This window comes from Pseudomonas asplenii, from assembly GCF_900105475.1.
Classification (GTDB): Bacteria; Pseudomonadota; Gammaproteobacteria; order Pseudomonadales; family Pseudomonadaceae; genus Aquipseudomonas; species Aquipseudomonas asplenii.
Map to the genome: position 1 here is coordinate 1,194,307 of NZ_LT629777.1, position 18,959 is coordinate 1,213,265.

Annotated in this window: 17 protein-coding genes; 1 reads left to right on the forward strand and 16 read right to left on the reverse strand. The window is 62.0% G+C overall.

The features are described 5' to 3' along the window. Positions 1-4 precede the first annotated feature (4 nt). From hutG to hutC, 14 genes are all read right to left on the reverse strand, one after another. Positions 5-808 (reverse strand): N-formylglutamate deformylase, encoded by an 804-nt coding sequence (gene hutG / locus BLU37_RS05405; protein WP_090202949.1) that lies wholly within the window; start codon positions 806-808, stop codon positions 5-7. Positions 809-818: 10 nt separating this feature from the next. Next, on the reverse strand, positions 819-2,024 hold the full coding sequence (hutI, locus tag BLU37_RS05410; RefSeq protein WP_090202952.1) for an imidazolonepropionase: 1,206 nt from the start codon (positions 2,022-2,024) through the stop codon (positions 819-821). Positions 2,025-2,040: 16 nt separating this feature from the next. Continuing rightward, positions 2,041-3,450 carry an amino acid permease gene (locus BLU37_RS05415; RefSeq protein WP_090202955.1) on the reverse strand — a complete coding sequence of 470 codons (1,410 nt, stop codon included), beginning with the start codon at positions 3,448-3,450 and terminating at the stop codon, positions 2,041-2,043. 215 nt (positions 3,451-3,665) lie between these two features. After that, positions 3,666-5,204 (reverse strand): histidine ammonia-lyase, encoded by a 1,539-nt coding sequence (gene hutH, locus BLU37_RS05420; protein WP_085984935.1) that lies wholly within the window; start codon positions 5,202-5,204, stop codon positions 3,666-3,668. Between the two features lie 117 nt (positions 5,205-5,321). Next, positions 5,322-6,845, reverse strand: coding sequence for an HAL/PAL/TAL family ammonia-lyase (locus BLU37_RS05425; RefSeq protein ID WP_090202957.1), 1,524 nt, complete (start codon positions 6,843-6,845; stop codon positions 5,322-5,324). Positions 6,846-6,963: 118 nt separating this feature from the next. Next, entirely contained in the window at positions 6,964-7,794 is an 831-nt protein-coding gene (locus tag BLU37_RS05430) for a quaternary amine ABC transporter ATP-binding protein (RefSeq protein ID WP_010453557.1), read from the reverse strand. Then, a complete protein-coding gene (locus tag BLU37_RS05435) occupies positions 7,791-8,642 on the reverse strand; it encodes an ABC transporter permease (protein WP_010453555.1) in 852 nt (283 codons plus the stop codon). Before BLU37_RS05435 ends, BLU37_RS05430 begins: the two co-directional genes overlap by 4 nt. A 66-nt stretch (positions 8,643-8,708) precedes the next feature. Further along, on the reverse strand, positions 8,709-9,677 hold the full coding sequence (locus BLU37_RS05440) for an ABC transporter substrate-binding protein (RefSeq protein ID WP_010453553.1): 969 nt from the start codon (positions 9,675-9,677) through the stop codon (positions 8,709-8,711). Positions 9,678-9,781: 104 nt separating this feature from the next. Further along, positions 9,782-11,254, reverse strand: coding sequence for a purine-cytosine permease family protein (locus tag BLU37_RS05445; protein ID WP_090202960.1), 1,473 nt, complete (start codon positions 11,252-11,254; stop codon positions 9,782-9,784). A gap of 41 nt (positions 11,255-11,295) precedes the next feature. Then, on the reverse strand, positions 11,296-12,996 hold the full coding sequence (hutU, locus tag BLU37_RS05450) for a urocanate hydratase (RefSeq protein ID WP_090202962.1): 1,701 nt from the start codon (positions 12,994-12,996) through the stop codon (positions 11,296-11,298). A 379-nt stretch (positions 12,997-13,375) separates the two neighbouring features. Further along, entirely contained in the window at positions 13,376-14,374 is a 999-nt protein-coding gene (locus BLU37_RS05455; protein WP_090202964.1) for an Abi family protein, read from the reverse strand. 207 nt (positions 14,375-14,581) lie between these two features. Further along, positions 14,582-14,869 carry a hypothetical protein gene (locus tag BLU37_RS29405; protein ID WP_090202967.1) on the reverse strand — a complete coding sequence of 96 codons (288 nt, stop codon included), beginning with the start codon at positions 14,867-14,869 and terminating at the stop codon, positions 14,582-14,584. A gap of 218 nt (positions 14,870-15,087) precedes the next feature. After that, on the reverse strand, positions 15,088-15,666 hold the full coding sequence (locus BLU37_RS05465) for a HutD/Ves family protein (RefSeq protein ID WP_090202971.1): 579 nt from the start codon (positions 15,664-15,666) through the stop codon (positions 15,088-15,090). Continuing rightward, positions 15,663-16,373, reverse strand: a complete 711-nt coding sequence (gene hutC / locus BLU37_RS05470; protein ID WP_172833089.1) for a histidine utilization repressor — start codon at positions 16,371-16,373, stop codon at positions 15,663-15,665. Before hutC ends, BLU37_RS05465 begins: the two co-directional genes overlap by 4 nt. 248 nt (positions 16,374-16,621) lie before the next feature. Here hutC and BLU37_RS05475 point away from each other — a divergent pair, with 248 nt between their 5' ends. Next, the gene (locus BLU37_RS05475) at positions 16,622-17,986 is read left to right on the forward strand and encodes a formimidoylglutamate deiminase (protein WP_090202973.1); all 1,365 of its coding nucleotides are present in this window, start codon (positions 16,622-16,624) and stop codon (positions 17,984-17,986) included. 84 nt (positions 17,987-18,070) lie between these two features. Here BLU37_RS05475 and BLU37_RS05480 read toward each other — a convergent pair whose 3' ends face one another. Together BLU37_RS05480 and BLU37_RS05485 are read right to left on the reverse strand one after the other, a co-directional pair. Further along, positions 18,071-18,628, reverse strand: a complete 558-nt coding sequence (locus BLU37_RS05480; RefSeq protein ID WP_010453542.1) for a lipocalin family protein — start codon at positions 18,626-18,628, stop codon at positions 18,071-18,073. A 30-nt stretch (positions 18,629-18,658) separates the two neighbouring features. Beyond that, the gene (locus BLU37_RS05485; protein WP_010453541.1) at positions 18,659-18,913 is read right to left on the reverse strand and encodes a hypothetical protein; all 255 of its coding nucleotides are present in this window, start codon (positions 18,911-18,913) and stop codon (positions 18,659-18,661) included. Positions 18,914-18,959 lie beyond the last annotated feature (46 nt).

Here is an 18,959-nt window from a genome sequence, read left to right on the forward strand (position 1 = left end):
TCATTCAACGCCCGTAATGCTCACGCCCCCAGGCCAAGAGGCCCTGCAACAGTTCCTTGAGCACCACGCGGGTCGGCTCGGCCAGATCGCTGCGGTAGTTGAACGGCTCGAACTCGTCCATGTAGTTGCACTGTCCCAGCTCCAACTGCACGGCATGGATATCGCCGGCCGGATTACCGTAGTGACGGGTGATATGGCCGCCTTTGAAACGGCCGTTCAGCACGTGGCTGTAGGCGGGATACCCGGCACAGATGGCTTCCAGGCGCGACGCCAACTGCGCATCGCAACTGGCACCGTTGAAGGTGCCGAGATTGAAGTCCGGCAACTTGCCGTCGAACAGGTGTGGAATCACCGAACGGATCGAATGGGCATCGAACAGCAGTGCATAACCGAACTCGGCCTTGAGCCGCGCCAGTTCCTCCTGCAACGTGCGGTGATACGGCATCCACACCTGCTCCAGGTAGCTGGCCCGTTCCTCGGCGGACGGCTCACGGCCCTCCAGGAACAGCGGTACGCCGTCGAACAGCGTCGCCGGATAGAGCCCGGTGGTGGCGCCGGCATACAGCGGCTTGTCGTCGGACGGGCGGTTGAGGTCGATGACAAAGCGCGAGTATTCGGCCGCCAGGGTGCTGGCGCCCAGCTCCTCGGCAAAGTCATAGAGTCTGGGGATATGCCAGTCGGTGTCCGGCAGGCTGCGGGCCTCGGGGATCAGCCCATCGCGGACCGCCGGAGTGGTTTTCAGCCCGGCGTGGGGCATGCTGATCAGCAGCGGCACGCGGCCTTTCTTGAAACTCAGGACGTTATCCATAACCACTCTCCTAGATCAGTACTTCGATACCGTGGCGGACCACGCGTTTTTCCAGGTCGCCGCCCAGCCAGTAGGCCAGGTCCGCCGGCCGGTCGATCTGCCAGGCGACAAAATCGGCGACCTTGCCGACCTCCAGCGAGCCATGGGTGGCGCCCATGCCCAGCGCCGTGGCGGCGTGCAGGGTGACCCCGGCCAGGGCCTCCTCCGGCGTCATGCGAAACAGCGTGCAGGCCATGTTCAACATCAGCCGCAGCGACAGGCCCGGCGAGGTCCCGGGGTTGAGGTCAGTGGCGATGGCAATCTTCACCCCGTGCTTGCGCAAGGCATCCATCGGCGGCAACTGGGTCTCACGCAGGAAATAGAAAGCACCGGGCAGTAATACCGCCACCGTGCCCGCCGCCGCCATGGCGATGACATCTTCCTCGGTCATGAACTCCAGGTGATCGGCCGACAGCGCCTGGTAGCGCGCCGCCAGGCTCGAGCCGTGCAACGAGGACAACTGCTCGGCATGCAGTTTCACCGGCAGGCCCAGGCGCTGCGCAACCTTGAACAGCCGCTCGACCTGGGCCGGGGAGAACGCCAGGTACTCGCAGAACGCATCCACTGCATCCACCAGCTCCTCGGCCGCCAGGGCCGGGAGCATGTCGTTGCAGATATGCTCGATATAGTCGTCGCCGCGATCCTTGTATTCCGGGGGCAACGCGTGGGCAGCCAGGCAGGTGGTGCGCACGCTGACCGGCAGCTCGGTACCCAGGCGGCGAGCCACCTTGAGCATCTTGCGTTCGTTTTCCAGATCCAGACCGTAGCCGGACTTGATCTCGACGCTGGTCACGCCATCGCGCAGCAGGCAGGTCAGACGCTGCCGGGCACTGGTGAACAGTTGCTCCTCGCTGGCCGCGCGGGTCGCCCGCACCGTGCTGGCGATGCCGCCGCCGGCGGCGGCGATCTCGGCGTAGCTGACACCCTGCAGGCGCTGTTCGAATTCACCGCTGCGGTTGCCGCCGAACACCGTGTGGGTGTGGCAGTCGATCAGCCCCGGCGTCACCCAGGCCCCGCCCAGATCGTTGACCTGTGGATAATCCGCAGCCGGCAACTCGGCGCGTGGGCCGATCCAGTCGATCTTCGATGCCACGGTCACGATGGCGGCATCCTCGATGATCGAGTAGGTGCCTTGGGCCATGCTTGCGACGTGACAGTTCTGCCAGAGCGTTTTCATCCGGGGCCTCCGTGGGCTATCGATGAGACAGGGAAGGTTCTTCTGCGAGCTGTGCCGCCTGGGCCGCCACCGGCTTGACCCAGATCAGGTACGCCAACACCAGCAGGCCGATCCACACCGCACCGACGATCAGCGCCGGACGGCTGTCGGGGAACCAGCCCAGCACGCCGAAAATGAAGACCATGAAGGTAATGGCGGCGATCGGCGCATAGGGCCAGAACGGTACGGGGAACTTGAGCTGCGCGGCTTCCTCACGGCTCATCGAACGACGCATCGCGACCTGGGTGATCAGGATCATGATCCACACCCAGACCGTGGCGAAGGTGGCGATCGAGGCGATCAGCAGGAACACGTTTTCCGGGATCAGGTAGTTGAGCAGCACGCCGCCGAGCAGCGCCGCGCCCATCACCACCACGGTCATCCACGGCACGCCGACGCGCGACAACTTGGCAAAGGCCTTGGGCGCCTGGCCTTGCTGGGCCAGGCCGTACATCATGCGGCCAGCGCCGAAGATATCGCTGTTGATCGCCGACACCGCCGCCGAGATCACCACGATATTGAGCAAGGTCGCCGCCGAGCCGATCCCCAGGTTCTGGAAGATCTGCACGAACGGGCTGCCCTGGCTGCCGATCTGCGGCCAGGGGTAGATGGACATCAGGACGAACAGGGTCAGCACGTAGAACAGCAGGATACGAACCGGCACCGCATTGATCGCCTTGGGAATGACCCGTTGCGGGTCACGGGCTTCACCGGCGGTGACGCCGATGATCTCGATGCCGCCAAAGGCGAACATCACCACCGCGAACGAGGCGATCATTCCGGCTGCGCCATTGGGCATGAAGCCGCCATGGTTCCACAAATTGCCGACACCGATCTCGGCCGCCGGCGTCGCCGTGCTGATGCCGAAGAACATGATGCCGAGGCCGCCAAGAATCATCGCGATAATCGCCCCGACCTTGAGCAGTGACAGCCAGAACTCCATTTCACCGAAGACCTTCACCGCGCACAGGTTCAGCGCACCGATGAAGAACACAATGCCCAGGACCCAGATCCAGCGGTCGACTTCGGGGAACCAGAAGCCCATGTAGATACCGAAGGCGGTGACGTCGGCGAGGCCGACGATGACCATCTCGAAGGCGTAGGTCCAGCCGAGGATAAAGCCCGACATCGGACCGACGTAGGTGCTGGCGTACTGGCCGAACGAGCCGGACACCGGGTTATGCACCGCCATCTCGCCGAGGGCGCGCATCACCATGAACACCGCGGCACCACCGATCAGATAGGCCAGCAGTACGGCCGGGCCGGCCATCTGGATGGCCGAGGCGGAACCATAGAAAAGCCCTGTACCGATGGCGGAACCCAGGGCCATGAAGCGAATGTGTCGGGCGGAAAGCCCGCGTTTCAAACCGTTGACTGGCTGTTGCATGACTCGTCCTTAATTATTCTTATCGGTACGGATCGACAAGAATCAGACTTGGGGGCGAAGGTCTTGCGGCCACCTGGCCGCAAAAAGGGGTCGCAGAGTACCCAACCCGACCCGCTCAGGCAAAAAGCATCTGCCCGGTGGCAGCCGGAAACCACTCTGCCACCCACCTGCACCTACAGGTCTGTGCCCTTCCCAAGTCTGTTCCTGGGTAACGCTTACAGGCTGGGCAGCAACTTCGCCGGTACCAGCGCGGTCAGGCAGCGCGATGCCAACAGATCGGTGGCGGCCTCGATGTCCGGGGCGAAGAAACGGTCCTTGTCGTAGTAGGCGACTTTTTCGCGCAGGGTCGCGCGGGCGGTTTCCAGGGTCGGCGAGGTTTTCAGACCGTTGCGCAGGTCCAGGCCCTGGCAGGCGGCCAGCCACTCGACCGCGAGAATCCCACGGGTGTTTTCAGCCATCTCCCACAGGCGTTTACCGGCAGCCGGTGCCATCGACACGTGGTCTTCCTGGTTCGCCGAGGTCGGCAGGCTGTCGACACTGTGTGGATGCGCCAGGGCCTTGTTGTCGCTGGCCAACGCCGCAGCGGTCACCTGGGCGATCATGAAGCCGGAGTTGACGCCACCGTTGGCCACCAGGAACGGCGGCAACTGCGACATGTGCTTGTCCATCATCAGCGAGATACGCCGCTCACTCAGGGAACCGATCTCGGCAATCGCCAGGGCCATGTTGTCGGCAGCCATGGCCACCGGCTCGGCGTGGAAGTTGCCACCGGAAATCACGTCACCCTCGGCGGCGAACACCAGCGGGTTGTCCGACACGGCGTTGGCCTCGACCACCAGCACTTCGGCGGCCTGACGCAGCTGGGTCAGGCAGGCGCCCATGACTTGTGGCTGGCAGCGCAGGGAATACGGATCCTGGACCTTCTCGCAGTTCTGGTGGGAGTCGGACACTTCGCTGCGCTCGCCGAGCAGATGGCGATAACTCGCCGCCGCGTCGATCTGGCCACGCTGGCCGCGAGCTTCATGGATGCGCGCGTCGAATGGCGAACGCGAACCCAGCACCGCCTCGACTGTCAGGCCACCGGCGACCAGTGCACCGGCGAACAGGTCCTCACCTTCGAACAGGCCACGCAGGGCATACGCGGTGGACACCTGGGTGCCGTTGAGCAGCGCCAGGCCTTCCTTCGCCGCCAGGGTCAGCGGTTGCAGACCGGCCTGTTTCAGCGCGGCCGGCGCGTCCAGCCACTGCCCCTTGTAGCGGGCCTTGCCTTCGCCGAGCAGCACCAGCGACATATGGGCCAAGGGCGCCAGGTCACCGGAAGCGCCGACCGATCCCTTGAGCGGAATGTGCGGATAGACCTCGGCATTGATCAAGGCGATCAGCGCATCGATCACCTGCCGACGAATCCCGGAGAAACCGCGGCTCAGGCTGTTGACCTTGAGCACCATGATCAGCCGCACCAGATCATCGCTGATCGGCTGGCCGACACCGGCCGCGTGGGACAACACCAGCGAACGCTGGAGGTTTTCCAGGTCGGCGCTGGCGATACGGGTCGAGGCCAGCAGCCCGAAACCGGTGTTAATGCCGTAGGCGGTACGGTTCTCGGCGAGGATCTGCTCGACACAGGCGACGCTGGCGTCGATCTGTGCCGAAGCGCTGGGGTCCAGGCTCAATTGCACCGGCTGTTGGTACACGGCACGCAGTTGCGCCAGGGTCAGTTGGCCGGGAATAAGGTTCAATGCAGTCACATTCATGCTCCTTTTGAGAGTGTTATCAACTGCCAGTCGCTCCGGAAGCTTCCGTTATCCGTCGCTGTCCGCTTTTTGAGCGGATGGCGCCTTGGCACGCTGGCTATCTTTGTTTGAATCAAATCAGTTCAGGTTCGGTAATCTGTCGAGCAATAGCCTCGGGTCCCGCAGCAAAGCCGCCGTTGTGGCGATATCCGGCGCCAGCCAGCGATCCTGGTCATAGGCCGGCACATGCTCGCGCAAGAGTTTCCAGGCGATATCAGTGCCGACGCCGAAGCGCTGCACCTTGAGAAATTCGAAGGCCTGGGCCGCCAGCAGATACTCGATGGCGAGGATCTGCGTGCAGTTCTCCAGCACCTGGTGCAACTTGAGCGCGGCGTTGGTGCCCAGGCTCAGGTGGTCTTCCTGCAAGCCTGAGGTGACGTAGTTGTCGAGTACCGCCGGTTGCGCCAACTGGCGGTTCTGCGCACAGAGCGACGCAGCGACGTACTGCACGATCATCATTCCCGAGTTGACCCCTGGCTGGCTGACCAGGAACGCCGGCAGGCCGCTGACATGCGGGTTGATCAGACGGTCGAGGCGCCGTTCGGCGATCGAGCCGATTTCCGCCATGGCAATCGCCAGCAGGTCCGCCGCATGGGCGACCGACTGCCCATGGGGGTTGGCCTGGGACATCACCCGGAAGTGCTCTGGTGTACCCAGCAGCAGCGGGTTGTCGGTGCAACCGTTGAGTTCGATTTCGATCTGCCGGGTCGCATGGGCCAGTTGGTCGCGGGCCGCGCCGTGCACCTGCGGGATCGAACGGATGCTCAAGGCATCCTGAGTACGGATGCCCTTGCTCGCGGCGATCACCTCGCTGCCGTCGAGCAGGCCGCGCAGGTTGCTGCCGACCTGCTGCATGCCCGGGTGCGGTTTGAGCGCGATGATCTCGGCATCGAACGCGGCGATCTGGCCACGCTGAGCCTCGAAACTCATCGCCGAAGTCACGTCGGCCCATTGCAGCAGACGGTACGCGTCCGCCAGGGCCAGGCAGCTCAGGCCGGTCATGCACGGTGTGCCGTTGACCAGGCACAGGCCGTCCTTGGCGCCCAGTTGCACCGGCTGCAGACCTTCTCCGGCCAGCGCCTGCTGTGCCGATACGACCCGACCGCGATAGCTGACCTGACCGACCCCGAGCAGGGCGACACCGACATGGGCCATATGGGTCAGGTAGCCGACCGATCCCTGGGACGGCACCTGCGGGGTGATGCCATGGTTGAGCAACGCCAGCAGGGCTTCGACCACCTGGCGATGCAGGCCGGACTTGCCCTGGCTGTAGTTGATGATCGCCGCGCAGATGATCGCCCGGGTCTGTTCGTCGGCCAGTGGCGCGCCGACGCCGCAGGCATGGCTGAGCAGGGTATTGCGCGACAGTTGACTCAGTTGCTCGCCAGACAGCGAGACATTGGACAGAGCCCCCAGACCGGTATTGATGCCATAGGCGCGCTCGCCACTGACGACGATGCGCTGGACGATCGCCTGGGCGTTGTCGATTCGCGCCCAGGTCTGCGGCGCCAGTTCCAGCCGCGCACCGTGGCGGGCGACGGCGACCACATCCTGCCAGCGCAACGGCGCATCGGCGATAACGACTTTTTCAGCCTGGGACATCTTCAACCTCATCCGTACAACCTGAATATTGATGCAGCTTTACCGGCCTCTTCGCGGCGGTGCGGCGTTCCGACAAGCCCGCGAAGAGGCCTGCCCTGACAACACAGAACCAACCGGCTTAAACCGTCGCCGCCCGCCGCTGGACGAACCGGTCCACATACTCATCCGCCGGCGAATGCAGAATCTCCCGGGGCGTACCGACCTGGATCAGCCGGCCATCCTTGAGAATCGCAATCCGGTTGCCGATGCGTACCGCTTCATCCAGGTCGTGGGTAATGAACACGATGGTCTTGTGCAGGGTCTTCTGCAGTTCCAGCAGTTGGTCCTGCATCTCGGCGCGAATCAGCGGGTCAAGGGCACTGAACGCCTCGTCCATCAGGATGATGTCGGTGTCCGCCGCCAGGGCGCGAGCCAGGCCGACACGCTGGCGCATGCCACCGGAAAGCTGGTGCGGGTACTTTTTCTCGTAGCCCTTGAGGCCCACGGTATTGATCCAGTGCAACGCGCGCTCGACGCACAGTGGCTTGCTCTCACCGCGCACCTTGAGGCCATAGGCGACGTTGTCCTGCACATTCTTGTGGGGCAACAGGCCAAAGCTCTGGAACACCATGCTGATCTTGTGCCGACGGAATTCACGCAGGGCGTCCATGTCGTGCTGCAGGATGTCCACGCCATCGACCAGGATCGCGCCACTGGTGGGATCGATCAGCCGATTGAAGTGCCGCACCAGCGTCGACTTGCCGGAACCCGACAGCCCCATGATCACGAAGATCTCGCCGGTGCCGATGCTCAGCGACAGGTCGTTGACCCCGACCACGCAACCGGTCTCGGCCAGCACCTGGTCCTTGGTCTTGCCCTGGCGGATCAGGTTCAGCGCATCATTGGAGCGCGAGCCGAAAATCTTGAAGACGTTCTTGACTTCGATCTTGCTGACGATGGAATCAGTCATTTGCTCACCTCATGGCGCGGACGACCGTAGGCCTGGGTAATGCGGTCGATGACCACGGCGAGAATCACGATGGCCAGACCCGCTTCGAGGCCACGCCCGACATTGAGGGTCTGGATGCCCACCAGCACGTCTTCGCCCAGGCCACGGGCACCGATCATCGAGGCGATCACCACCATCGACAGGGCCATCATGGTGGTCTGGTTGATCCCGGCCATGATGCTCGGCAGGGCCAACGGCAATTGCACGCCGAACAGTTGTTGCCAGCGGTTGGCACCGAAGGCGTTGATCGCCTCCATCACCTCGCCGTCCACCTGGCGTATGCCCAGATCGGTCAGGCGGATCAGCGGCGGAGCGGCGTAGATCACCGTGGCGAAAATCGCCGGGACCTTGCCCAGGCCGAACAGCATCAGCACCGGGATCAGGTACACGAAGCTGGGCATGGTCTGCATGATGTCCAACAATGGCATCAGCACCGAGCGCAGGCGGTTGCTGCGCGCCGACAGGATGCCCAGCGGAATCCCGATCAAGACCGAGATCAGCGTCGCCACCAGCATCAGCGCCAGGGTCTGCATCAGTTTGTCCCACAGGCCAACCGCACCCACCAGGAACAGCAGGCCGACGATCACCACCGTCGTCACCACCTTGCGGGTGGCATGCCAGGCGATACCGCCGACGATAGCCAGCATCAGCCACCACGGTGCCATGCGCAACAGGCCCTCCAGGTTGACGATGGCCCACAGCAGTGTGTCGGAGATGTGCCGGAACACATCGCCATAGTTGGTCACCAGCGAATCGACCCAACCGTTGACCCAATCGGCGATGGAAAACGTGAAATTCTCGGGAAACATTGGAAACTCTCGATCAAGTGGATGTAGCGTCCCGGCCAACCTCTCGATTAGCCGGGAGGAGTCGACCTACAGAGCCGCGTTGATTTTCTTGGCAGCGTCAGCGCTGACCCAAGCCTGCCAGACCTCAGGGTGTTCCTTGAGGAAGATTTTCGCCAGTTTCGGCGACTCGATCCGCTCCTTGCTCATGCGTCCCAGGTTCTGGTTCAGCAGGTCGATCGGCAGGTTGGCCTTCTCCAGCACGGCAACCAGTTCCGGCGCTTGGTCATGGAACGTCTTGGACAGGCCGACCTTGATGCTCACACTTTTGTCGACACCTGGCTTCTCGCCCAGTTTGATCAGATCGACCTGGCCCATCAGCGGCGTCGGCGACCAGTAGTAGAACAGGATCGGCTCGCCACGCTTGTAGCTCGACAGCACGGCGGCATCCAGAGCCGGCCCGGTACCAGGACGGAAGTTGGTGTAGGAACTTTCCAGACCGTAGCTCTTGAGCATCTCGCTGTTGTCCAGCTCGCAGGTCCAGCCGGCCGGGCAATTGTAGAAACGACCCTTGCCGGGTTCTTCCGGATCCTTGAACACGGAGGCGTACTGCGCCAGGTCGGCGATGTTCTTCAGGTTCGGCGCCTTGGCTTCGAGCTTGCGCTTGGCATCACCCTCGACCACATAACGCGGTACGTACCAGCCTTCGATGGCACCTACCACCGGCGCGCCGACGCCAACGACCTTGCCGGCTTTCTCGGCCTTGTTCCAGACCTCGCTGCGACCGACCCACTCCTCGGCGAACACCTGGATATCGTTGGTGCTCAGGGCGTTCTCCATGGTGATGGAGTTGCCCGGTATGCTGTCGGTCTTGCAGTCATAGCCCTTTTCCAGGACGAACTGCAGGACGTCGGTCAGCAACATGCCGCTTTCCCAATTCAGGCCCGCGAACTTCACCGGCTTGCCAGACTCGCACCAACCGGCGGCCTGGCTTGCGCCGGCAGCGGTCAACAGGCCGAGAGATAACGCCGTGGTCAGCAGGGTCTTTTTCATTTTCATTCTTTGACGCTCCTAATCATGAAGGGGTTAACGGCAGTCAAGAGGCATCCGGCCTGGGTTGGCCCGCAAGCGGGCCCTGTCCACATGTCGCTCAGGCGCGGGAGTCAGGTCGCCGATGACGGCTGGACCCGACCATTGGCCTTGGGTGCTGCGACCTCGTCCTGCTCTGGCGGCAGGATCAAACGATCAGGAACTGCGCCGTGCCAATGCCTGGCGGCGAAGTAGTACAGCGCTGCCGGAACCACCAGGCCGATGATCCAGGAGATATCGGTATCGCCCAGGCTCGCCACCAGGGGACCGGTGTAGAAATGCGTGGAGATGAACGGCATCTGGATCAGCACGCCGAACACATAGATGCTGATGCCCAGGATGTTCCAGCGACCGTAGCGGCCGTTGGGATCGGACAACGCGGGAATGTCGTAACGCTCCTTGGTGATGCAGTAGAAGTCCACCAGATTGATCGCGCTCCAGGGCGTGAAGAACGCCAGCAGGAACAGGATGAACGCGGAGAATTCCTTGAGGAACGAGTCTTTGCCGAGCAAGGCCAGGGCCGCCGCGATGCTGACCATGATGAAGATGTACAGCAGGCGCACGCCGCTGCCGATGTGCCGACTGCCTCGAAAGCCACTGATGATGGTGGCGATCGACATGAAGCTGCCGTAGGCGTTGAGCGTGGTCACGGTGACTTTGCCGAAGGCCACGGCGAAATACAGCGCCGCCGCGACCATGCCGGTGCCGCCGAGGCTGACGATGAACGAGACCTCGTGGTGGGCGAATTGCGAACCGGCCAGGGCGGCGGCGAACACGCCGAAGACCATCGACGCCTGGGAACCGATCACCGAGCCCAGGCCTACGGCCCAGAAGGTTTTCGACGCCGAGGTGCTGCGCGGCAGGTAACGTGAGTAGTCCGCCACGTAGGGCCCGAAAGCGATCTGCCAGGATGCCGACAACGACACCGCCAGCAGGAAGCTCGCCAGGGAGAAATGCTTGTTGTCCAGCAACGCCGAAACGTCGTTGCCGGCCAGCAGTTTGTAGAACAGATAGACGAAGGCGATCACCCCCAGCACGCTGGCAACCCGGCCGATACCGTGGATCACCCGGTAGCCGAAGATGGTGAAGACCAGGATCGAGGCCGCGAACAGCACGATGCCGACCCAGTCCTCGACGTGCAGCAACTGCGCTACCGCCTGCCCGGCCAGTAGCGAACCACTGGCCGAGAAACCGATGTACATCAGGCACACCAGCACCAACGGGATCACCGCGCCATAGACACCGAACTGCACGCGACTGGAGATCATCTGCGGCAGGCCGAGTTGCGGCCCTTGCGCGGCATGCAACGCCATCACCCCGCCGCCGAGCAGTTGCCCGAGCAGCAGGCCGACCAGCGACCAGTACACATCGCCGCCGAGCACCACCGCCAGCGCGCCGGTGACGATGGCTGTGATCTGCAGGTTGGCACCCAACCACAGGGTGAACTGACTGAGTAGACGACCGTGTCTTTCCGCTTGCGGGATGTAGTCGATCGAACGCCTTTCGATCAACGGTGTGTTGCTTGCACGATCATTCGAAACAGCCATTTATGTTCAACCTCTGTGGATTGTTTTTCGGTGTCTACGCATTACTTGCCGGTGATCATCGGCAGGTTCAGGCCCTGCTCCTTCGCGCAATCGATGGCGATCTGGTAACCGGCATCGGCGTGACGCATGACACCCGTGGCCGGGTCGTTGTGCAGCACGCGGGCGATACGCTCGGCCGCCTCGTCAGTACCGTCACAGACGATCACCATGCCCGAGTGCTGCGAGAAGCCCATGCCAACGCCACCACCGTGGTGCAGGGAAACCCAGGTCGCGCCGCTGGCGGTATTGAGCAGGGCGTTGAGCAGCGGCCAGTCGGACACGGCGTCGGAACCGTCCTGCATCGACTCGGTTTCACGGTTGGGGCTTGCAACCGAACCGGAGTCGAGGTGATCGCGACCAATCACGACCGGCGCCGACAGCTCGCCGCTGCGCACCATTTCGTTGAACGCCAGGCCGAGCTTGGCGCGCAGGCCCAGACCCACCCAGCAGATCCGCGCCGGCAGGCCCTGGAAGCTGATGCGCTCGCGCGCCATGTCCAGCCAGTTGTGCAGGTGGGCGTCGTCGGGGATCAGTTCCTTGACCTTGGCGTCGGTCTTGTAGATGTCCTGCGGATCGCCCGACAGCGCGGCCCAGCGGAACGGGCCGATACCCCGGCAGAACAGCGGACGGATGTAGGCCGGAACGAAACCTGGGAAGTCGAACGCGTTTTCGACGCCTTCTTCCTGAGCCATCTGGCGAATGTTGTTGCCATAGTCGAAGGTCGGGATGCCCTGCTGCTGGAACGCCAGCATCGCCTTGACGTGTACCGCCATCGATTGCTTGGCCGCCTTGACCACCGCCGCCGGCTCGGTCAGCGCACGGGCACGGTACTCTTCCCAGGTCCAGCCAGCCGGCAGGTAACCGTTGAGCGGGTCATGGGCGCTGGTCTGGTCGGTGACCATGTCCGGGCGCACGCCGCGACGAACCAGTTCCGGGAGGATTTCGGCGGCGTTGCCGCACAGGGCGATGGAAATCGCCTTGCCTTCGGCGGTGTACTTGGCGATGCGGGCCAGGGCGTCATCGAGGTCTTTGGCCTGCTCGTCGACGTAGCGGGTCTTGAGACGGAAATCGATGCTGATCTGCTGGCATTCGATGTTCAGCGAGCAGGCACCGGCCAGGGTCGCGGCCAGCGGCTGGGCCCCGCCCATGCCGCCCAGGCCGGCGGTCAGGACCCAGCGGCCCTTGAGGTTGTTGTCGTAGTGCTGGCGACCAGCTTCGACGAAGGTTTCATAGGTGCCCTGGACGATGCCCTGGCTGCCGATGTAGATCCAGCTGCCGGCAGTCATCTGGCCGTACATGGCCAGGCCCTTGGCATCCAGTTCGTTGAAGTGCTCCCAGGTGGCCCAATGTGGCACCAGGTTGGAGTTGGCGATCAGTACGCGGGGGGCGTTGCTGTGGGTCTTGAACACGCCGACCGGTTTGCCGGATTGCACCAGCAGAGTCTCGTCGTCATTGAGGTTGGTCAGGCTCTCGACGATCTTGTCATAGCACTCCCAGTTGCGCGCAGCACGACCGATACCACCGTAGACCACCAGTTCCTTGGGGTTCTCGGCCACTTGCGGGTCGAGGTTGTTCATCAGCATCCGCAGCGGCGCTTCGGTCAGCCAGCTTTTGGCGGTCAGCTTGTTGCCACGGGCGGCACGGATCTCGACGTCACGGCGCTTGGTAAAGGTGGCGGTAGGTTTCTGGGTATTCTCAGTCACGAAAAAACTCCTCTGCGATCGTCCGAACCCGCCCAGGCAGTGGGCAAGCGAGCTGGTGCCGGATACTCCCGCCACAAGCTGAAATTAGGTGGGTGCGTTACTGTTTCGGGGGACTCATACGCACACATATTTACTTGTACATACAAGCATATGCAATCAAGCGGCCAACTCGTAAATCGAACGCTGAAGAATTGCCCAGAATAGTCGGCGATGGCCGTGGGACGTGGCTTTGAGCAGAAAATTAATATGTGAGACGAAGCGGGGTTGTATCTAGGATCCTGTTACCTGGAGGGGCTTTTGCGCCAAGCTGGGGCGTTCGGTAACAAAATGGTGCTTCTACTCAGAGCGCTGGTGAGCAAGGAAATACTCCCCACTGGGCTCAGCCTAGAACAAGCCAGTAAGGGTCGCATTGCCAATCAGGAGGAAAACCCATTGCAGCAAGATTGATCTCTGGAAACTCGCCCAGCAACTCATGCATGCGCCTATCCCAACGAGTATGAGGAGCCACTTGCCGCATCAATAGATTCAGGATGCACAAAACGACAAACACACGTGAATGCTGACCAGACCGCTGCAAATGTTGTGGCCATGGAAAGCTGACCGTCCTGGGTAGCTCCGGACGGATTCCCAGCTCACGATTCCAGAGCCGCGCATGGTGGGCACAAATGTTTCGAATGGTCGTCAGGCAGTGCAACCATGACTGCAGGAGCGGCCCAGGCAGAGCGAAACTACGAGCAATCGCTTTTTTGTCAGCATCGCGAGCTAGCCCTTTGAACAAATGCGAGAGATCACCCAGCGTGATTTCCTCCATCGCAGCCCATGCTGGCATCAGGGTCGGGCTGCTGTAATTCAGGGCATAGTGTCGCGCATAGCTTTCTCTGGAACGCAGCGTCTTCAATTGCTCCTTGCGCTGATCAGAGGCCTTGGAGGCATCGATACGGCGACACTCTCTCTCATAGTCGCGGCGAGCTTCTTCCTGCTTGCGAGCAATGGTTTCGAGCAGCGCCTGATGACGATAGCTTTCCTGGAAAATGTGGCTCTCAAGGTACCAATGAGAGCCATAACGTGGCCCCATGTGATTGCTGATAGCGGCACGGGCGGCGACTTCAACGCGCTCAATGGCATCGATCACCAGCAAGCGTAGTCTGCGATCAAAATCGTACAGACGAGTCAAGAGGCGCAGACTGGCTCCGGGCCGGAACCCGTGGTCCACATCGTCGGCCAGCTGAAAAGGGCGCATATAGGGCGTCAGACGAAAGAAGCTGACGGCCTCCAGAAAACAATGTGCCTTGCTTTCATCCTGAATGCTCAGGCCGCGCTGCTTCAGCAAAGCCAACTGCTCGGGAACGCCGATAGCAGGCTTACCAAAACACCTCATCAGGAAAAACGCCGGGGTAAAAAAAACCCGCTCAATTTGTGCATAGTTACCGAAGTAACCATAGGCATGGCGGGTGTGTTATGCGAAAGGTTAAGTAGAGCCACTCGCTTTTGCAAGATATTTGGCACCCTGCTGATAAACGCAAAAACCTGGAAAGCTGCACACGATCAAAACCGGATGCAGCTGACCTCCTTTCACCGCAATCCGCTATTGGCAACCCACCTGTGCAGCACGCGTCTGAATCACGTCCAGCACAGCACACCCTTCACGCATCAACAAATGTGCAACACGGGTTACACGCAGCAAGTCGCAATCATCTGTTTGACGCAAAGGAATCGTGGACAACGTGTCCATCAAGTCGCGAACCACAGTAAAACGATGAGCTGCACATATCGCCAAATCGTGAAATGAAGCATCACGGCTAATGAACAGGACAGGGTTTCCACCATCGTAAGTGTCAACCGGGGTGAAACGAGAGGATGTTGAGCTAGTCATTGAAGGCACCAGAATCGCCGTTGCAAAACAAGCGTCAACACTGATGTCATGGACGCTTGTGCGTCTATACAACCAACCGGCCAAGGTCGTTTGCGACATGCATCGCGAACCCCGAGTCTAGGCGCAACGGCAGGAAGGGTGTAGTGAGTTATTGTAACTCAAGGTTATCTGCCAGGAATTGCTAACGATCATCAACCGTCAAGTTGGGCACAGCGGAATCAGACAGGGATCAATTCGATCACGCAGCAACGCCCCGTCACCGCCACTTCCTGAAGCCCGACGCTACCGTCCAGCCGCAGGCAGTCATGCCGCCCGAGCACTTCATAAGCATTGTCGGCCAAGCCGACATGCAACTGGTCGCAGACACTGAAGATCAGCAGCACCGCCGCCGAAGTGAAAAAGCGCTTGGGCTGCGCGGCCTCCAGCCACTGCAGACGGGCACTGTAGCGGTCCGGGGCGTAGATGAGGTTGAAGTCACGGATCGCGCCGTCGAGCAGCGTGCAGTTGACCTGGCTCGCGCCATTGAAGGCAAACGGGTCCAGTGGCAGCAGCGCCCGGGTGCGCTGACCGTCGACCTGCAGGGTCATGCCCGCGCCCTGCAGCACGGTGATGATCCGCTCGTAGCCGGCAAAGCTGGAGAAGCCGCCCGACTCACCGATATCGGCAATCGACAGCCGCCACCCGAACCCTTCCAGCCCGTCGCCTACGTCGCGGGTGATCTCTTCGGTGCTGCCACCGCCGTTTTTCCACGGCATGCGCGGGTAGTCCGCCGCACGCAAGACTTTCAATGAACTCATTTGGTAAAACGTCCTTCCAGACGATGACGGGAACCGGGGTGGATCAGGCGAGCGGCCGTCACCGGCTGGCGACCGGACCAGGTCCGCCGACGAATCATCAGGCACGGCTCGCCCGGCTCGATCTGCAGCAACTCGCATTCGGTGGCATCGGCGAGAATGGCTTCGACCACGTGCTCGCCCTCGGTCAGCGGTGCGACCTGGGACAGATAGGCGTAGGGCGTTTGCAGGGTGAAATCCTGCTTGAGGTAGTCCGGCGCCACCAACGCGTTGACGAAACGATCCTCGATCTGCACCGGGATGTCGTTCTCGAAATGCACGATCAGCGAGTGAAAGACCTTCTGCCCTTCGCGCATGTCCAGGGCCACAGCCCGCTCGGAGCCGGCAGCCTCTTCACCGAGGGTGATGATCTTGCAGCTGTGGCGATGACCGCGCGAGGCGATCTCGTCGGCGATGTTATGCACCTCGAACAGCGCCGACTGGGTCTTGGGCTCGGCGACGAAAGTGCCGACACCCTGCATACGCACCAGCAAGCCTTCGGCGGTCATTTCCCGCAGGGCGCGGTTGATGGTCATGCGGCTGTAGCCCAACTGCTCCACCAACTCGCTCTCGGACGGCACGCGGTAATGCGGCGGCCAGTTTCCGCTGTCGATCTGCTGGGTGATCATCTGTTTGACACGGGCATATAACGGCGCCGGACTTTCGCCCATTTGGGCAGCCAGCGGGTTGTTGGCAGGCGGAGTCGGCACGGGAAATCCTTGTTCGATTTAAGGGTGGCAGGTTCCTGTCGCGCAAATGGCTGTTCGTCCTCGGGAGCGCCTGTTGCGCAATCCGGACCGGGGCCGCAGGCAAGGAACCGAACGTATTTGCCGGACAGGATACTAGCTTGCCGGAGTTTACCGGGCACGCAAACGTCTGTATATGTATATACAAATAACACACGATAGGGTGCTGAACCATGTCCGCCTTCTTTGCCGAACGCGCGCTGCTGCCTAGTGGATGGGCCAAAAACGTACGTCTTGAGGTCGATGCCGCAGGCGTACTGGCCCGGGTCCAGGCCGACTCCCATGCAGAAGACGCTGAACGGCTGGGCGGCCCGCTGCTGCCGGGCATGCCGAACCTGCACTCCCACGCTTTTCAGAGCGCAATGGCCGGGCTGGCGGAAGTGGCCGGCAACCCGAACGACAGTTTCTGGACCTGGCGCGACCTGATGTACCGTCTGGTGGGCAAGATCAGCCCCGAGCAGATGGGCATCATCGCCCGCCAGCTCTATATCGAGATGCTCAAGGCCGGCTACACCTCGGTCGCCGAGTTTCACTATGTGCACCACGATACCAACGGTCAACCCTACGCTGATCCGGCGGAACTCGCCTTGCGCATCAGCCAGGCCGCCACGGACGCCGGGATCGGCCTGACGCTGTTGCCGGTGCTCTACAGCCACTCCGGGTTCGGCGGCCAGGCCCCCAACGAAGGCCAGCGGCGCTTTATCAACAGCACCGAAAATTACCTGAAACTGCAGACACGTCTACAGCCGTTGCTGGCAAAAACCCCGGCCCAGGCCCTGGGCTTGTGCTTCCATTCGCTGCGGGCGGTGACCCCACAGCAGATCAGCGAAGTGCTGGCCGCCAGCGACCGGCAATGCCCGGTGCACATCCACATCGCCGAGCAGCAGAAGGAAGTCGACGACTGCCTGAGCTGGAGCGGCAAGCGGCCGTTGCAATGGCTCTACGACAATGTCGAGGTGGACCAGCGCTGGTGCCTGGTGCACGCCACCCATGCCGATACCGAGGAAGTCAGCCGCATGGCCCGCAGCCGGGCGATTGCCGGGCTGTGCCTGACCACCGAAGCCAACCTCGGTGACGGGATTTTCCCGGCGGTGGACTTCCTCGCCCAGGGTGGACGGCTGGGTATTGGTTCCGACAGCCATGTGTCATTGAGCGTGGTCGAGGAACTGCGTTGGCTGGAATATGGCCAGCGCCTGCGCGACCAGCGCCGCAACCGTCTGTACCGTGCCGATCAGCCGATGGTCGGGCGCACGCTGTTTGACGCGGCACTGGACGGCGGTGCCCAGGCGCTCGGCCAGGCCATCGGCGGCCTGGCAGTGGGCAAGCGCGCCGACTGGCTGGTGCTCGACGGCAACGACCCGTACCTGGCGACAGCCGAGGACGACGGCATTCTCAATCGCTGGCTGTTCGCTGGCGGTGATCGTCAGGTGCGTGACGTGATGGTCAACGGCCAGTGGGCGGTACGCGGGGGCCGGCATGCGGGCGAACAGGAAAGTGCGCGGGCGTTTGCCCAGGTGTTGCGTGAATTGCTGAGCTGACGCCAAACGCGCTGTTCTGCGGGAGTGGCCAGCAACCGAGCGTCGGCCGGCCACTCCTACGATGGATTTTGCCTACCGGTCAGATCAGTTGGGCATCTTCGAATCCGGCGTACGCCAGATCAGCCGGGTGGTGTCATAGCCCTGCTGCCGCGCCCTGCTCAGCAGGTCCTCGCGGGTGTCAACATTGATCTTGGGGCTGCGCGACAACAACCACAGGTAACGCCGGCTCGGGTCGCCGACAATCGCGTTGTGATAGTCATCGCTGACATAGAGAATCCAGTAGTTACCCTTTGCCACGCCGGGCAGCAAAGCGGTGAACCAGTTGTCAAAACGCACCCAGAGCTTGTCGGTCTGCCCTTCGATCTGCGGCGTCGCCGTGCCCTTGGCCTCCTCCCATGTCCACTGCTCGGTCAGGCAGCGGTTGAACACCGCCATCTTTCCGTCGGGCATCAGACTGTAGCGGGCCTCGGACTGCGCACAGTTGCGCTGGAAATACATCGGCATCCGCGCCATTTCGTACCAGGTGCCCTGGTAACGCTTGAGGTCGACATGACCTGCGGTCTTGGGCGCCAGATCGTCACCAGACGTGGCGCAACCGGCCAGCAACAAGCCAGCCAAAAGAGTAACCACTAAACGCAACATTCTTCTTCTCCCGAGGGACTGCTCCCCGGTTTACTTCAGGCCTTGCCCGGAAAACATCAGGACTTTGTCACCGGCGTACTGCACGCTGATAAAGCTGTTTTTGTCACCCCAGGTGCAACTGGACATGCCCAGCGCGCCAGAACAATCGGAAGGAGAACCGAGCAACGCCTCGACCTCAGCCTTGGGCATGCCCGTGGACAGCTTCGAATAGTTTGCCTGGGTGACCTTGCTGCACGCGGCCAGCAGCACGCAGAACGACAACAGAGCAAGAGAACGCAACGACATGGGGAGAAACTCCTGGGGACGAAAAGGTCGACGCGGGGCCTACCGC

Excerpts from the sequence above, each read along its gene's own strand:
- hutG (WP_090202949.1), bottom strand. The coding sequence starts at position 808 with ATGGATAACGTCCTGAGTTTCAAGAAAGGCCGCGTGCCGCTGCTGATC.
- hutI (WP_090202952.1), bottom strand. The coding sequence starts at position 2,024 with ATGAAAACGCTCTGGCAGAACTGTCACGTCGCAAGCATGGCCCAAGGC.
- BLU37_RS05415 (WP_090202955.1), bottom strand. The coding sequence starts at position 3,450 with ATGCAACAGCCAGTCAACGGTTTGAAACGCGGGCTTTCCGCCCGACAC.
- hutH (WP_085984935.1), bottom strand. The coding sequence starts at position 5,204 with ATGAATGTGACTGCATTGAACCTTATTCCCGGCCAACTGACCCTGGCG.
- BLU37_RS05425 (WP_090202957.1), bottom strand. The coding sequence starts at position 6,845 with ATGTCCCAGGCTGAAAAAGTCGTTATCGCCGATGCGCCGTTGCGCTGG.
- BLU37_RS05430 (WP_010453557.1), bottom strand. The coding sequence starts at position 7,794 with ATGACTGATTCCATCGTCAGCAAGATCGAAGTCAAGAACGTCTTCAAG.
- BLU37_RS05435 (WP_010453555.1), bottom strand. The coding sequence starts at position 8,642 with ATGTTTCCCGAGAATTTCACGTTTTCCATCGCCGATTGGGTCAACGGT.
- BLU37_RS05440 (WP_010453553.1), bottom strand. The coding sequence starts at position 9,677 with ATGAAAATGAAAAAGACCCTGCTGACCACGGCGTTATCTCTCGGCCTG.
- BLU37_RS05445 (WP_090202960.1), bottom strand. The coding sequence starts at position 11,254 with ATGGCTGTTTCGAATGATCGTGCAAGCAACACACCGTTGATCGAAAGG.
- BLU37_RS05455 (WP_090202964.1), bottom strand. The coding sequence starts at position 14,374 with ATGAGGTGTTTTGGTAAGCCTGCTATCGGCGTTCCCGAGCAGTTGGCT.
- BLU37_RS29405 (WP_090202967.1), bottom strand. The coding sequence starts at position 14,869 with ATGACTAGCTCAACATCCTCTCGTTTCACCCCGGTTGACACTTACGAT.
- BLU37_RS05465 (WP_090202971.1), bottom strand. The coding sequence starts at position 15,666 with ATGAGTTCATTGAAAGTCTTGCGTGCGGCGGACTACCCGCGCATGCCG.
- hutC (WP_172833089.1), bottom strand. The coding sequence starts at position 16,373 with ATGGGCGAAAGTCCGGCGCCGTTATATGCCCGTGTCAAACAGATGATC.
- BLU37_RS05475 (WP_090202973.1), top strand. The coding sequence starts at position 16,622 with ATGTCCGCCTTCTTTGCCGAACGCGCGCTGCTGCCTAGTGGATGGGCC.
- BLU37_RS05480 (WP_010453542.1), bottom strand. The coding sequence starts at position 18,628 with ATGTTGCGTTTAGTGGTTACTCTTTTGGCTGGCTTGTTGCTGGCCGGT.
- BLU37_RS05485 (WP_010453541.1), bottom strand. The coding sequence starts at position 18,913 with ATGTCGTTGCGTTCTCTTGCTCTGTTGTCGTTCTGCGTGCTGCTGGCC.